The following is a 16147-nucleotide window of genomic DNA, read 5'->3' on the forward strand; positions in this document are numbered from 1 at the left end:
TAATTTATTAAAACCTCATTATGTCTTATTTATTTACCTCTGAATCTGTATCTGAAGGCCATCCGGATAAAATAGCTGATCAAATATCCGATGCACTCATAGACCATTTTTTAGCTTATGATAAAGACTCAAAAGTTGCTTGTGAAACGCTGGTTACTACAGGGCAGGTTGTTTTAGCCGGTGAGGTTAAATCAAAAGCCTATTTGGATGTTCAGGAAATCGCCCGGGAAGTCATCCGCAAAATTGGATACACCCGTTCTGAATACATGTTTGAAGCCAACAGTTGCGGTGTTTTTTCAGCAATTCACGAGCAATCTGCGGACATAAACCGGGGTGTGGATCGGAAAGTAAAGCTTCAAAGTTTTGAAGCAAAAGCAAAAGCCCAGGGTGCCGGAGATCAAGGGATGATGTTTGGTTTTGCAAGCAATGAAACCGATAATTATATGCCACTCGCATTGAGTCTGGCCCACCTACTTTTAGAAGAATTAGCAAAAATCAGAAAAGAAGGCCGGGTTATGACTTATTTGAGACCCGATGCCAAAAGTCAGGTTACCATTGAATATGGTGACAACAATAAACCAATCCGAATTGATACCATCGTAATATCTACCCAACACGATGAATTTATTCATGGCGGAAGGGCGTCAAAAAATCAGGAAAAAGCCGATGCTCAAATGTTGGATCAAATTAAAAATGATGTAATCAACATTTTAATCCCGCGTGTAAAAAGAAAATTACCCGCTCACATAAAAAAGTTATTCAACAATGATATCACCTATCATGTGAATCCAACCGGTAAATTTGTTATCGGAGGTCCACACGGAGATACCGGATTGACCGGTCGTAAAATAATTGTTGACACCTACGGTGGAAAAGGGGCTCATGGCGGTGGTGCATTTAGTGGGAAGGATCCATCCAAAGTGGACCGTTCTGCAGCTTATGCGACGCGCCATATCGCTAAAAACATGGTTGCTGCGGGACTTTGTGACGAAGTACTTGTGCAAGTATCGTATGCAATTGGGGTTGCTAAACCTTGCAATGTGTTTGTTGATACCAAAGGCACTGCTAAAGTAAAATTGACAGATGGTCAAATCGCCAAAAAAATTGAAAAACTCTTTGATATGCGTCCTTATGCTATCGAACAACGTTTGAAATTAAGATCGCCCATGTATTCTGAAACTGCTTCATACGGTCATATGGGACGAACCAATGAAACCGTGACGAAAACCTTTAATGCAGGCAAACCCAATGAAAAAACCATGCAGGTAGAATTATTTACCTGGGAAAAACTGGATTATGTTTCAAAAATCCGCAAGGAATTTGGAATAAAAAAATAAAGACATCGCATCATCGATACCAACTAAATGCTTTGGGTCGTAATTGCTGAAAATGAATTAATTTTCCAGTAATTTAAGAATTGCAGTCTTTGGCCCGAAATAAAATTAAACAACAAGTTTGCGCTAATTGTGGCCATTATTTTGGTCAGGATGAAAACTTTTGTCCAAAATGTGGGCAAGAAAACCACACCCCCAATCAACCCATCAAGCACTATCTCGTAGAATTGGTTGAAGCTTTACTACACCTGGATTCCAAGTTTTTTCATACGATATGGGTTATCCTCAGATATCCCGGCTTGATTACCAAAGAATACAATGAAAATAAACGGGCACGCTACATGCCTCCAATCCGATTGTATGTGTTTGTGAGTTTGGTGTTTTTTGTCAGTCTGCAGGCACCTCATGTTTATGATAAAAGCAACCAGAAAGAACTTGAAAAGCAAGAGTTGGATGAATATTTTGAAGATTCAAAAAGAGAATTACAAATTTATCTGGACTCATTAAACAGTGCTTACTTAAACTATCGTTCAGATTCCCTGCTCTTAAGTAAACAATCTATTTCAATAGATGATTCCCTGGCTAAAACAGGGCAAATGCATTGGAGCTTAGTTGATTCGATTAGATTGAAACTGGATTCTATAGAGCAGAAACATATTGAATTTAAAAATCATCCGGTAAGTATGGACTCGTTGTACAAAATATTACAAAACGAACAGGATTCTGTAAACATAAATATTGGAAACATTAAATTTGATTTAACCAGAAGTGAATTTAATAAATTAAAATCAGGATCCGATGAATTAATTGATTCATTTATTCTCAGTAAAAACCAACAACCAAATTATTTTAACCGTATTACAGTAAAACAAACGCTAAAATTGGCCAATGGTGGTGAGGACTATGTACATCGCATGACCGAAAAAATAATAAAATTTTCTTCCGGTTCTTTTTTCTTTTTAATGCCCATTTTTGGTTTTTTATTGTACTTATTTTATATTCGTAGAAAGCGAAATTATTATGAATACCTTATATTTTCCTTACACTTACACATTGTTGTGTTTTTGGTATTGGGAATCCTTTTCTTGATTAATATTTTTATCGAACTTGAGTACTATTACTTTTTAATTGGTATTGCATTATTATACTTCTACCTCGTGAAAGCACTCCGGTTAAATTACGATCAAAGCAGATTGCGCACTTTCTTTAAATCGTTACTCTTAATGTTTATATACAGTATCTTTTTATTATTAGCACTTGTTATAACAGTCATACTTGGATTTTTTACGGTATAATTTAAATTAATTATTACAAAATATTCTCATGCTCCAACACATTGAACATATAGGCATCGCAGTAAAAAATTTAGCTGCTGCAACAGACCTTTATGAAAAATTACTCGATCAAAAAGCATATAAAACTGAAAGCGTTTTATCTGAACAGGTAGTAACCGCATTTTTTAAAACGGGTATCAATAAAATAGAATTACTGGAAGCCAGCCATCCAGACAGTGCCATTGCAAAATTTATTGAAAAAAGAGGGGAAGGCATCCATCACATTGCATTTGCAGTAGATGACATTTACAGCGAAATGACCCGACTCCAACAAGCAGGATTCGTGCTGTTAAACGATCAACCCAAAAGAGGAGCAGATAACAAACTGGTTTGTTTTGTGCATCCGAAATCAAGCCACGGTGTTTTAATTGAACTCTGCCAGGAAATACCCCCAGATGAGTCCATTTGAAATTACCTATGCGATCGTCGGCGGATTTATTGCAGGCTGTGTAAATACTCTGGCTGGAAATGGTTCTGTAATCACCCTTGGTTTTTTAACTGAAATACTTGGAATTCCTGTAAATCTTGCAAATGGAACCAACCGAGTAGGAATCGTAATTCAAGGATTAAGCAGCTTGCCATCCTTTCATAAAGCAAATCGACTTCCACTGGAGAGTTCCTGGAAATTCTTACTCTGGGGTGTTGGTGGTGCCATTATAGGAACATTTTCAGCAATTTACCTGCCTCCGAATTCTTTCTATACAGTATATAAATTTTTGATGCTGGCTTTGTTTGTGTTTATGATTTTTCGTGGAAAAAAAGCCTGGAAAAATGACATCGAAACCAATTACTTGTCTCCATGGATTTATAATTTGGTGTTTTTATGCTTTGGATTTTATGGCGGATTTATACAAATGGGGATGGGAATTTTTCTTTTAGCCTTTATGATGGTATTTATGAAATACAATATTCTGGAAGCCAATGCACTTAAAATTATAATGGTCTCTGGCTATACCCTGATTGCACTTGTTATATTTCATTTTTATGGAATGGTAAATTGGACCATCGGACTAACCATTGCAATAGGACAAGGATTGGGAGGTTGGATGACTGCTCATTATGCAAATAAAATACCCAATGCAGAAACATGGGCGTATCGTTTTTTATACTTTATTATGGCAATAACTTTGTTAAAATTGTTTGGACTGTTAAATTTTAAATCATTACTAAATATCTAATTTTTTAAAATTAGTTTTTGATATAAATATTTATATGAAAATTTAAATTCAATCATACGATCGATGACGCAACATTTAAAAAACAATCCTTCCTTTGAGTTTGCATACCAAAAACTCAATGATAAGCAAAAGCAAGCAGTCGATAATCTGGAAGGTCCTTTATTGGTAATTGCAGGTCCCGGAACTGGCAAAACCCAAATTCTTGCTATTCGTATCGGTAATATTCTACTCAAAACTGATCTTAATCCAAGAAATATCTTATGTCTTACATTTACGGATTCCGGTGCAATCAATATGCGGGACCGTTTATTGGAATTTATCGGCCCTACAGCCTATGAAATTGCCATCCACACGTTTCATTCATTCTGTAATATGGTTATCCGGGAAAATCCGGAAAGCTTTGAGCAGTACAGCAGTTATGAGGTTATTTCTGACTTAGAAAAAAATCAACTGATATTAAAAATTTTAGATGATTTGGATCGAAGCCATTTATTCTACCGCTACAACAGATATTATCAACGCGAGTTATTTGCATTGCCCCAGTTATTTGATAAAATTAAAAAAGAAAACTGGAATCCAGATCAAATGCAGCTTGACATTGATTTGTTTTTGGAAAAAGAAAAAGACAATCCTGTCTATATCTATAAAAGAAGTTCAGGATCTTATAAACCTGGAGATTTTAAGCAAGCAGCCTACGACAAAGAGAAAGCAAAATTAGACAAAACCAAGGCTGCCATTTCGCTCTACTCAAAATATCAGGATGCACTCGACAAACTAGAACGCTATGAGTTTGAAGACATGATCCGTTGGGTACTCACTAAATTCCAAACAGACGATCTGTTATTAGCAAAATATCAGGAGCTGTATCAATATATCTTAGTTGATGAATTTCAAGATACCAATGGAGCCCAAAATCAAGTCCTGGGTCAATTGCTATCGTATTTTGACACACCCAATGTGTTTGCGGTTGGTGATGATGATCAAGCCATTTATCGATTCCAGGGAGCAAATGTTGAAAATATGATTGCCTTTGACCGCTTGTATGCTCCATCAAAAATCGTATTGACAGAAAACTATCGTTCTTCACAACTAATTTTAAATGCTGCTGATGCGGTAATAAATAACAATACCGAGCGAATGGTAAACTTGGATGCTGCGTTAAGCAAAAACTTAATTGCATCCGGAAATTCAAAGAGTTATACTGCTTTACCGCATTTTAATGAATTTGAATTTGAAGAACATGAAATCCTTCATATATGTCAAACAGTCAAATCATTATTAGATCAACAAATTCCAGGAAATCAAATCGCCATTCTGTTTCTAAAAAATGCAGATGCAGAACCGTTTATCAAATGGTTTGAAATCAATAAAATTCCCTATCAAACCAGCAAGCAAATCAATGTACTCCATGAACCGCTCATTAGACATCTAATTAACATCCTGAATTTTATTTGTCATGAATTTCAAGATCCGTTTCAAAACGATGATCTGCTCTATAAAATCCTCCACGCACCCTTTATTTCAATCACTTCAGACAATATTTCAAAATTAGCCTGGTACTTACAAGAAAAAAGAAGCGAAATAAAAGAAGATCCATTGAAGGAAATCCATTTGTCGCTTATTGAACTTTTAGGCAACGAAGTAGAACTTAAAAAATCTGGAATTAAAGATTCAATTGCGATTCTCGAATTTGCCCACAAAATTCAAGAATTGAAAAAATCAGTTTTGGATTTAAGTCCACAAACCGCTCTGGAAAGAATATTACAAGATTTTAATGTGTTGCCCTATCTTTTGAGCAGTGTTGATAAAATTCAATACCTTCAAATTCTCAATACCTTTTTCGAATTTCTTAAATCAGAAACACAAAAACATCCTGAATCAAGTTTATCTGATTTTACCAATTTGCTGCATGAATATATTTCAAATAATATCAGTCTTCCTCTAAATCAATTTATTGGCAGTCGTCAGGGAGTAGTATTGTCAACCATATATAAAGCCAAAGGATTGGAATATGAGCATGTGTTCATGATTCACAATTCACAAGAATACTGGAGTCCATCCCGCCAAAGCGGATTTAAACTCATTGAGGGTTATATTAATGAAAAAATTGATTCAGAAGAAGATCGTCGAAGACTTTTTTATGTAGGAGTTACCCGGGCAAAATTGCATTTGTATTTAAGTTATTATAAATTTAAAAGTAAAGAGAAGAAACAAAATACGCTGTCCAAATTTGTAACCGAGATGATCCATAAGGATACTATAACTTCTCAAAAAGTACAAATTGATGAATCGGACTTATTGGACAAAATGGTTATTGACATGAGTCCGATGAAAAAAGACTACAAACTATTGGAAGATCAAATGTTTGAACGTTTTATTCATAAATTCAGACTTAACCCAACTGCTTTATCTAAATACCTGGATTGTCCTCTTGCTTTTTATTATGAAAAAGTATTACAAATACCAAGTGCACGTACTCCTTCACTCGGATTTGGAAATGCAGTTCATACTGCACTTGAATATTATATGAATAACCGAGTCTTACTTAAACAAGGAAAATTTGATGCAGTAATAAAATATTTTGAAAAAGGGATGGAAAAATTTAGATCCCACTTTACAACACTTGAATATCAAAATTATCTTGAAGAAGGTAAAAGCGTATTGCCCAAATTTATTGCATATCATGCTCCGACTTGGTTGAATTCAATAGATTTTAAAACAGAATTTAAAATTCCCACTGAATTTCAGGGCGTTCCATTATCTGGTAAATTGGATCGAATTGATTGGATCCCTTCAGGAATTCGCGTAATGGATTACAAAACAGGCAAACCAAATAAAAACAGAGTCAAAATACCATCTGAAAAAAATCCTCATGGTTCGGATTATTGGCAGCAACTTGTCTTTTATGCCATTTTGCTCAAAAATTATTCTCAGACTGCAACTGCATCATGTACCTCAACCTTATACTTTGTAATGCCCGATGCGCAAGATAAATTTCAACATATTGAAATTAATCCTACAACTGAGGATCTTGAATTTTTAGGAAATTTAATAAAAACCAGTTATACAAAAATCCTTAACCGGGAATTTACACCGGGTTGTGGAAAAGACGATTGTGAATGGTGCAATTATGTAAATGCTGGTAAGATCTTTCAATTTTCAGTGCCGGAAGAAGATGATCCGGACAGTGAAGATTAAAAATAAATTATTTTTAAGAAGGCAAGTCAAGAAAAAATCAATATTTTATTAGGCCTCGGTTTCAATAGGCTTTATGCAGATTCCACCATTTGCTGTTGATATCACGAAACGCAACGACCCCGCGTCCTGATTTAAAATAGAACACCGCTGTATCTCTATACTTGAATTCAAATACATTTTGATAAGTAGAATCAAGAATTTTAATTTGAGGTATCAGAGCAAAACGCTGAACACGTGATTTTAATGAGTCACTAAAATTTCCGGAATTACCGCGATCGGAAGCAACGAATTCAGTAGTTGCAACGCCGGAACTGATGCTTGGATTCGTTCGGTGAACAGTAAGTTTTAATTCGTCATAAAGTACCGGATTGGCTGGAGTTGAATTTCTCGAAAGAAAATCTTCGTTGATATTCAAATTTCCAATGATTCTGAATTTCCGAGCAGTATCGGTATCAAAATAGTCTGCTGTACGATGTTCAGATAAATAATATTTATCTGACCTGAGTTCATCTTCAATACATATATTTTCAACAACAGTCCAACTGCTGTCAAAAACCAAACCTTGTGGATTAATTAATAAAGCAGTGTCCAAGGCTGCACTGTCAAAAAACATTAAATAATGGATGCTTTCATAGGGTAAAAAAGGTCTTGACTCCTGGTTTAGTGAAAGCCTTCCCAATAGTTGATTTGGCGGACAGTCTTCGTTTGAATTGCAAGCAATTGCCAGGATTAGAATCAGGCAACTTAAAAGTAGGAAAACTGATTTTGAAGCGCGTCGGATCATACATTAAATTCTAAGTAAAACATCTCAAAAGGCAAGATTAAGCTGAACGAAAGGCAAAAATACAGTAATTACTAGATCATGTCAATTTCAGTATTGTCCCCAATATTAAAACTCTGGGTACGCCCTTTTATAACAGCATCATTGCCAATGATGGAATGCTGTAATACAACGTCATCCAGACTGGTAAAATTGCCAATGATCGCATCTTTCAGGATACTATTATTTACCAGACTGTTATCTCCTATAGAGACATTTGGGCCTATTATCGAATGATTAATTTTACAATTTTGCCCAATACTTACTGGAGGAATTAAAATTGAACCTGGAACGTTTAAATCAAGTGATTTAGACCTTCGGCTCAGCATGGTAGCATTAGTTGACAAAAGAATTTCTTTTTTACCACAGTCGTACCAGTTTTTAACCTCCATAATTTCAAAACGGCTGTTGTTTTCAAGCATGCACATTAATCCATCGGTAAGGTGAAAGGCACCCTTTGTTTTTCTGCCGGTTTTAATATTTGTTTCCAGACAATGGATCAGTTTTGGCCATTCTTTGACCAGGTACAAACCAACGATTGCCAGATTTGAAACAGGTATTTGTGGTTTTTCAACCATTCTGCAGACAATTCCTTGTTCATCGAGTTCAACAACTCCAAACTCTCGCGGATCCTGAACTTTCCGTACGGCAAGTGTATTAAATTTAGAATGCATGAACACCTGGATGTCTATGTCCAAAATGGTATCTCCTAATTGGATCAAAACCTCTTGATCGTCTTTTATAAATTCACCACACAGATAAATTGCCTGGCCCAAACCTTCGCGTTCAGACTGGATCACGTATTGTTTTTTGATTTTTGGGTATGAGTCCTCTAGAAATTCTTTGATTTTCTCGCCCAAATACCCCAAAATGAACACATATTCCTCGATGCCCGACTCTACCAACTGGTCCAGGATATACCCGATAATTGGCTTACCTGCCACCGGAATCAAGGGTTTCGGCTGGGTATAAGTAAGCGGTCGGAGCTTAGTTCCTGCTCCGGCAACCGGTATAATGGCTTTCATAGAATGGTATTCATGCAAAAAACAGGCCGAATTGTTTGAACGAATGATTAAAATCTCCGTGAAGGACCCAATGGTTGGAGTTGGAATTTAATGGGACGGGGTTCTGCCCTGATTTATGCTATATTTACTAGTAAATCAATCTATATGCTCAATCGATTTCAGTTGATGATCCCGTTGTTATTTTTCCAGACTTACTTCACATTGATGCAGGCTCAAGATATCAATTGGACTACAGATCAAAAAATTCTTACCGGTGGATCCGGATCAAACATTCGTCCTAGAATTTTAGCACTTGATGCACAACATGGTATAATTGTTTGGGGAAATGATCGCAGTCAAAGCATTCATTATGCTATTTGGGAAGGTGACTCGCTAACCGGGATTCAAAATATAAATATGAAAATGTCTAAGGCTTTTATTACCAGTTGGGCCAGCACTGAAATTGCAGGAAAAAATCATGTGGTTTATCTTATTTACAAAGAAGATCCCGCAGAAACCGGTAACATTTATTTAGTTCGTTCATTTGATTTCGGTAAAAATTTCAGCGATCCGATACCGGTTGTAATTCCAAATGGGTTTTACAGCAGATTTCCAGGCATTGCCATTGATAAAGATTTACAACCGATCGTCAGTTACATGCGTTTTAAAACTGATTGGTCGCAACCAGAATATGTAAGTATCCGTTCTAAAGATTTTGGTGACAGTTTTAATGCATTTACAGAAGTAACCGACAAATCAATAGGTGAAGCCTGTGATTGTTGTCCGGTATCTATGGAGACAGAAGATGAAAACATTGTAGTATTTTATCGAAACAATCGAAACAACATTCGAAATATGACTGCCTCGATATCCAACAACAATGGAATTAGTTTTGACATCACGCATGAATTGGATACGGCAGATTGGTATTTACAATCTTGTCCAGCAACTGGTGGAGATGGATTTTTTAACGGAGATCAATTGCACAGTATCTGGTCTAGTGGCCGAACCGGAATCTCAAAAGTTTTTTATTCAAAATACAATTTGCTTTCCAATAAAATTGAAGGATTGCAAATCATGAATCATACCCAGGGAAGAAACTTCCAACAAAACTATCCCCGAATGGCTGGAAGGGCAGATACCGTTGGAATTGTATGGAATGAATTGGTAAATACCATGGATATATTTTTTAGTTATTTTATTGGAACGAAATCAAGTGATCTAATAACGCATGCCATCCGGATTAATAAAGACCTCAGTGGCACTCAAACTACTCCGGACATTGCTTTCCATTCTGGTAATTTTTATTTGTGCTGGCAAGATCAAAATGATAATTCAATTCGTTTTAAAAAAGGAAATGTGAATATTATAAGTTCAACGGAGTCTGATTTAAATAAATCAATTAAACTGTTAACTATCAAACAAGGATTACAAATTAATTCAGAGCAAGAAATTGATGTTTGCAGTATTTACAATCTGGAGGGAAGGCTTATACATGAATCCAAACAATTTCGTACTGTTGAAATTCCGCTTCCGAGTTCAGGAATCTATCTTATTAAAATTAAACAAGGCAAGGAGGAGTATTCGTTAAAATGGATTAGAACTTAAATAAGTGTTTGATTTTCACGAAGACGTAATGAATCACAACACATCTTACTTTCAACTAACAACTATCAACAATCAACTAATTAATTTCTCGTAGAGGAGAAGAGGAGAAAAGAAGCAAGGAAGCAAAGAAGCTAAAAAGCTAAGAAGTAAAGAAGTAAAGAAGTAAAGAAGCTAAAAAGCTAATAAGCATTTTCACACTGAGACGCAAAGAAATATATCTGCTCTTGCTATCAACTATCAACCAACAACTAACAACTAATATCCATTAGCCTGCCAGAGCAGCAGCGCCACCGACGATTTCAGAAAGTTCCTTAGTGATTGCTTCCTGGCGTGCTTTGTTGTAGTTTATTTTTAACTCTCCAAGCATTTCTTCAGCGTTTTCAGTCGCTTTATCCATTGCAGTCATTCGGGAGCCGTGTTCAGAAGCTTGTGTATCCAGGATGCATTTATATAATTGCGATTGCAAAATAGAAGGAATTAATTCTTCCAGCAATTGCTGTTGATCCGGTTCAAAAATATAATCCGCTTTTGTTGTGGTCGTACTCCCGGTCAATGAATCCAATTTTGCTACCGGCAAATACTGCTCGCGCTCTGGAAATTGTGTAGCGGCATTTTTAAAACGGCTATAATACAATTCAATTTGGTCAAAAGTGCCTTGATTAAAATCTATCATAAGGCGATCTGCAAGACGTGAAACCAATTCAAAATCTGTATTAGCATATAAATGCTGATATTCAGTAATAAAATGTGCGTTGGGAAAACGTCTTCTGTAATATTCAAATCCTTTTTTTCCAATACATAGAAAACTTACATTACCGGAAGCAAGCTGATTTGCATAATGTTCTTTCAAATAAGAATAACCTGCTTTCAATATATTTGAATTGAATGCACCGCAAAGTCCTCTATCGGATGTAACTACTACATACAAGACCTTGTTTTTATCTGTTGATTTACCAAAAGACAAACCTGAGCCGGCATCTCCGCCAGACATGATATGACTTAAAGTAACATTCAAGCGATTTGCGTAAGGTCTGAACTGTTGAATTGCTTGTTGTGCTCTTCTTAATTTAGCAGCAGATACCATCTTCATAGCTTTAGTAATCTGTTGGGTAGAGATTACAGATTTAATTCTATTTCTGACTTCTTTTAAATTGGCTGCCATGTTTTAAAATTCTGCTTTTTATAAATCCTTATGCATTGCGATATTGCGAACTCATTTCAGTTGCTATACCCCGAAGCGTTTTAATATCCTCATCATTCATCAATCCTTTCCGGAAATTATCTAAAATGGAAGGATGTCTTTGTTCCAGTTCTGTTAAAATAACATTTTCAAAATCCTTTACTTTTTCAACAGGAACATCTTTTAATAAATTATTTGTACCTAAATAGATGATGGCAACTTGTTTTTCTACTGAAACTGGGCTGTATTGTGATTGCTTCAATACTTCTACGTTGCGTTTTCCTTTATCCAATACCGCTTTTGTAGCCGCATCGAGGTCCGAACCAAATTTTGAAAAAGCTTCCAATTCGCGGAACTGAGCCTGATCTAATTTTAAGGTACCGGCAACTTTTTTCATGGATTTAATCTGCGCGTTTCCACCAACCCGTGATACTGAGATACCTACGTTGATTGCCGGACGAATCCCTGCATTAAATAAATTTGATTCCAAAAAGATCTGACCATCTGTAATTGAAATCACATTGGTTGGAATATATGCAGAAACGTCACCTGCTTGTGTTTCGATGATTGGCAATGCAGTTAATGATCCACCTCCTTTAACAATTCCAGCTTTTTTTAAGGAATCCGGAAGGTCATTCATATTGCGAGCGATTTCATCATTATTGATCACCTTAGCAGCGCGCTCCAATAAGCGAGAGTGCAAATAAAATACGTCTCCTGGATACGCTTCACGTCCTGGTGGGCGGCGCAACAACAAGGATACCTCGCGATATGCAACTGCTTGTTTTGATAAATCATCATAAATCACCAAAGCTGGTCTTCCTGTATCGCGGAAAAACTCTCCAATTGCTGCACCGGCAAATGGCGCAAAAAATTGAAGTGGTGCTGGATCAGATGCTGATGCAGAAACGATAACTGTATAAGGCATTGCGCCATACTCTTCGAGTGTTCTGGCAACTTTAGCAACGGTTGAAGATTTTTGACCAGAAGCAACATAGATGCAATAAACAGGTTCGCCCCGATCATAAAATTCCTTTTGGTTAATGATGGTATCCAATGCAATGGCCGTCTTTCCTGTTTGACGGTCGCCAATAATTAATTCACGTTGACCTCTACCGATTGGAATCATAGAATCAATAGCCTTGATTCCGGTTTGAAGCGGTTCGTTTACCGGTTGACGAAAAATTACACCCGGTGCTTTACGCTCCAAAGGCATTTCATATTTAGTACCTGTTATAGGACCTCTTCCATCGATTGCCTGACCCAATGGATTTACAACACGACCAACCATTCCTTCCCCAACTTCTATAGATGCAATTTTTCCTGTTCTTCTAACTTTAGAACCTTCTTTAATTCCATCCCATGGACCCATCAATACAACGCCCACGTTGTCGACCTCCAGGTTTAATACGATGGCTTGAACGCCTGTTTCGAATTCCACTAATTCACCAGCTTGTGCATTAGCCAATCCATAAACACGGGCAATTCCATCTCCGACTTGCAGTACGGTTCCTACCTCTTCTAATGAAGCTGCGCTATTCGCTCCGGAAATTTGTTGTTTGAGTATTGCTGAAATTTCCTCTGGTCTGATTGATACCATATTGTTTTTGTTAGTTGTTAGTTGTTAGGTGATAGTTGATAGTTGATAGTTGATAGTTGATAGTTGATTAATTTTTACTTTAATTATCTTTTTTCTACTAAACTGATATAACTCTTATCGTATAAACTTTCTTTCATCTCTTCAAGTTGTCTTTTGATACTGGCATCACAATTCTGATCTCCCATTTCAAATACAAATCCACCAATTAAAGTTGGATCTAGTTTTTGATGAAGCTCCATTGTTTCTCCAGGTTTTAACCATCCTGAAAAACGGTTTTTTATGTTAACCAATTCTGCTTCATTTAAAACAGTCGCTGAAAGAACCCGTGCAATTCTTATTTTACGAATGGTTCTATACTGTCGGATAAAAGCTGAAGAAATTGAAGGCAATAAGGATTCACGTCCTTTTTGAATCAGTAATTGGATGAATTGAAAACTTAACTCATCCATTTTTCCGGTAAACAATTCTTTAAATATAGCTGATTTTTTATCTGAATTGATTATCGGACTCTGAAGCATGGCTGCAAATTCTTTGTGATTGCAAACGGCTTCAAGAGATAAAACATCTTCACTGATCTTGACCAGTTTGTTTTGCTCTTGTGCCAATTCAATTAATGATTTGGCATAACGTTCGGCTATTTGAATTTGCGACATAGTTTGTCTTAATTTTTATTAATTCTAGTTCAACTTAATTTCGTCCACCAATTTTTCAACATACTCTACATTGGCTTTTTGATCTGTCAGTTGTTTGCGTATAATTTTTTCCGCAATTTGCAAGGACATTACCCCAATTTCATTTTTGACATCAACCATTGCTGCTTTCTTAGCTGTCTCAATATCCAATTTAGCTTGTTGCAATAATCGTTGAGCTTCTTCTTTTGCTTTATCGCGTGCTTCAGTAACTAATAAAGTAGCTGATTCTTTCGCTTCTTTAATAATATTCATTTTTTCCTCACGGGCTTCAGCCAATATGCGTTCATTTTCAGCTTTTAGATTGGACATTTCTGAACGAGCCGTTTTTGCTGCATCCAATGAATTTTGAATTTCATCCTGACGATCTTTTAATGCTTTTACTATTGGTTTAAAAGCAAATTTTCCAATGAGCGTCCAGAATAAAATAAAAAATAAACTTGACCAAAACAATAAACCAAAATCAGGTTTAAGGGGTGAAAAATCAACCAGAAAAAAACTATGAATCGTATTTAGCATTTTCTTTTATTTAAATTTTAAAAGAAAGGTACCCAAGCCAACCGCCGGATACCAATCAAATTCGTTTAGGCTACGAGGTATGCAAAAAGAATTGCAATCAATGCAGCACCTTCAACCAAAGCCGCAGTCAAAATCATATTAGCGCGAATATCGCCTAATGCTTCTGGCTGACGTGCAATAGCTTCTAATGCTTTTCCACCGATTGTTCCTACTCCGATTCCGGCGCCGATAGCAGCCAGACCCATACCAATTGCAGCAATTGAACCTCCCATAATAAAAAATTTATATAGTTACTCTTTAAAATCTTATTTCTGATTTTCAATTGGTTTAATGATGTGCTTCTTCTGTTGCAGCTCCGATATATGAAGCTGTCAATAAAGTAAACACAAATGCCTGTATGACGGCTACCAATAATTCAATAGACATCATAAAAACAGTTAATAAACCCGAACCGATGGATGCACCTAGGCCTGCGCCTAAGTTTGCACCTGAATTCCCAAATATGAAAATCAAGCTTATAAATATCAAAATAGCCATGTGACCTGCTGTTATGTTTGCAAACAATCGCAGCATTAATGTCAATGGTTTAATAAATACCCCCAATATTTCAACCGGAGTAAGAATTGTTTTTACCCAAGCCGGTATTCCTGGCATCCAAAAGATATGTTGCCAGTAATGTTTATTTCCGTTGATATTGACAATAAAAAAACTGATCAGTGCAATTACCATGGTAAATGATAAATTACCAGTTACATTCGAACCACCCAGAAAAGGAATTTGACCAAATAAATTTAAAGCCAGCACAAAAAAGAAAATAGCCAATAACATAGGCAAAAAACGTTGCCATTTATGACCTAAAAATGGTTTTGCTACTTCATCTTGTATGAATAATATCATTGGCTCAAATAATAATTGAGCACCTTTAGGTGCAGTACCCGGCGCTTTCTTGTATTGTCTGGCCATGGAAATAAAGACCCAGCTTAAGAGTATAAACACCAGGATCATACTCATTACATTTTTAGTAATGGAAAAATCATAAAATGAACTGATTCCACCTTGAAACAATCCGCCGTCTGCGGTACTGGGCTTATCCAGAACATATTCTACCCCATTGATCACAGCAAAGTCGCGATCTTTTTCTTTTCCGTCTACTATTTGCTTTTTTGTAATAATTTCCTGAATGGCTGCCTCTTTTTCTGTAAAAGCCGGATCGGCAATATGATTTACCCTTCCATGATTGAGCACATATCCTTCAATCGCTAAATGTCCGGATCCATGATGGGCATTGTCAATATGAAATTTAGATGAAGAAAATACAGACCATCCTTTTGCCGGAGCATATAAAATACAAGGCAATGGAAAATTCCAAGGTCCTATGCTGTACACATTTAAATCAGAAATATGATGAAAAGCGGTGGCCTTTGGATCAAATTTGGCATTCCCATGGTCTTCGGCATGTGCGGCGGGAGCTCCTGGACTTGCCATTTGAGCTTCTTGCCCATGGTTGTGCCCATCACCGGGGGCATGTTCATGTCCAGTAGCAGAAGAATTAGTCCCACTATGGCCATTTTCCTGGCAATAAATTTTGCCAATGCCAATAAATACCAATAAAAACAAAATTTTAATCTGCTTCATAAGCCAATTTGAGAGGCCTTTTGTAAAATCGCTGCAAAGGTAAGCCCA

General features: G+C 36.4%; 14 protein-coding genes. 6 read left to right on the forward strand and 8 right to left on the reverse strand.

What is annotated here, in order from left to right; genetic code table 11:
* Positions 1-20 precede the first annotated feature (20 nt).
* The 5 genes from IPJ80_02650 (at position 21) to IPJ80_02670 (ending at position 7044) form a co-directional block, all read left to right on the forward strand.
* Positions 21-1337 carry a methionine adenosyltransferase gene (locus IPJ80_02650; protein MBK7912381.1) on the forward strand — a complete coding sequence of 439 codons (1317 nt, stop codon included), beginning with the start codon at positions 21-23 and terminating at the stop codon, positions 1335-1337.
* Between the two features lie 89 nt (positions 1338-1426).
* Entirely contained in the window at positions 1427-2629 is a 1203-nt protein-coding gene (locus IPJ80_02655) for a DUF3667 domain-containing protein (GenBank protein MBK7912382.1), read from the forward strand.
* 28 nt (positions 2630-2657) lie between these two features.
* Entirely contained in the window at positions 2658-3077 is a 420-nt protein-coding gene (mce, locus tag IPJ80_02660; GenBank protein MBK7912383.1) for a methylmalonyl-CoA epimerase, read from the forward strand.
* Positions 3064-3846 carry a sulfite exporter TauE/SafE family protein gene (locus tag IPJ80_02665; protein MBK7912384.1) on the forward strand — a complete coding sequence of 261 codons (783 nt, stop codon included), beginning with the start codon at positions 3064-3066 and terminating at the stop codon, positions 3844-3846. Before mce ends, IPJ80_02665 begins: the two co-directional genes overlap by 14 nt.
* Before the next feature lie 63 nt (positions 3847-3909).
* On the forward strand, positions 3910-7044 hold the full coding sequence (locus tag IPJ80_02670) for an ATP-dependent helicase (protein ID MBK7912385.1): 3135 nt from the start codon (positions 3910-3912) through the stop codon (positions 7042-7044).
* A 61-nt stretch (positions 7045-7105) separates the two neighbouring features.
* Here the strand turns inward: IPJ80_02670 and IPJ80_02675 are convergent, their stop codons facing one another.
* Both IPJ80_02675 and IPJ80_02680 read right to left on the reverse strand, forming a co-directional pair.
* On the reverse strand, positions 7106-7828 hold the full coding sequence (locus tag IPJ80_02675; GenBank protein MBK7912386.1) for a hypothetical protein: 723 nt from the start codon (positions 7826-7828) through the stop codon (positions 7106-7108).
* A 71-nt stretch (positions 7829-7899) separates the two neighbouring features.
* Positions 7900-8889 (reverse strand): NTP transferase domain-containing protein, encoded by a 990-nt coding sequence (locus IPJ80_02680; GenBank protein ID MBK7912387.1) that lies wholly within the window; start codon positions 8887-8889, stop codon positions 7900-7902.
* 144 nt (positions 8890-9033) lie between these two features.
* On the opposite strand from IPJ80_02680, the gene IPJ80_02685 reads away from it, so the two are divergent.
* Entirely contained in the window at positions 9034-10476 is a 1443-nt protein-coding gene (locus IPJ80_02685) for a T9SS type A sorting domain-containing protein (protein MBK7912388.1), read from the forward strand.
* Between the two features lie 265 nt (positions 10477-10741).
* On the opposite strand, the gene atpG is transcribed toward IPJ80_02685, so the two are convergent.
* The 6 genes from atpG to atpB all read right to left on the reverse strand — a co-directional run bounded on the left by atpG (position 10742) and on the right by atpB (position 16099).
* On the reverse strand, positions 10742-11638 hold the full coding sequence (atpG, locus tag IPJ80_02690; GenBank protein MBK7912389.1) for an ATP synthase F1 subunit gamma: 897 nt from the start codon (positions 11636-11638) through the stop codon (positions 10742-10744).
* A 28-nt stretch (positions 11639-11666) separates the two neighbouring features.
* A complete protein-coding gene (locus tag IPJ80_02695; GenBank protein ID MBK7912390.1) occupies positions 11667-13256 on the reverse strand; it encodes a F0F1 ATP synthase subunit alpha in 1590 nt (529 codons plus the stop codon).
* 83 nt (positions 13257-13339) lie between these two features.
* Entirely contained in the window at positions 13340-13909 is a 570-nt protein-coding gene (gene atpH / locus IPJ80_02700) for an ATP synthase F1 subunit delta (protein MBK7912391.1), read from the reverse strand.
* A 24-nt stretch (positions 13910-13933) separates the two neighbouring features.
* Positions 13934-14452: a F0F1 ATP synthase subunit B gene (gene atpF / locus IPJ80_02705; GenBank protein ID MBK7912392.1), complete on the reverse strand. Its 519-nt coding sequence runs from the start codon at positions 14450-14452 to the stop codon at positions 13934-13936.
* Positions 14453-14529: 77 nt separating this feature from the next.
* On the reverse strand, positions 14530-14736 hold the full coding sequence (gene atpE / locus IPJ80_02710) for an ATP synthase F0 subunit C (protein ID MBK7912393.1): 207 nt from the start codon (positions 14734-14736) through the stop codon (positions 14530-14532).
* Between the two features lie 55 nt (positions 14737-14791).
* The gene (gene atpB, locus IPJ80_02715) at positions 14792-16099 is read right to left on the reverse strand and encodes a F0F1 ATP synthase subunit A (GenBank protein MBK7912394.1); all 1308 of its coding nucleotides are present in this window, start codon (positions 16097-16099) and stop codon (positions 14792-14794) included.
* Between the last annotated feature and the right edge of the window lie 48 nt (positions 16100-16147).

The sequence above is a fragment of the Saprospiraceae bacterium genome, assembly GCA_016714025.1.
Lineage (GTDB): Bacteria > Bacteroidota > Bacteroidia > Chitinophagales > Saprospiraceae > Vicinibacter.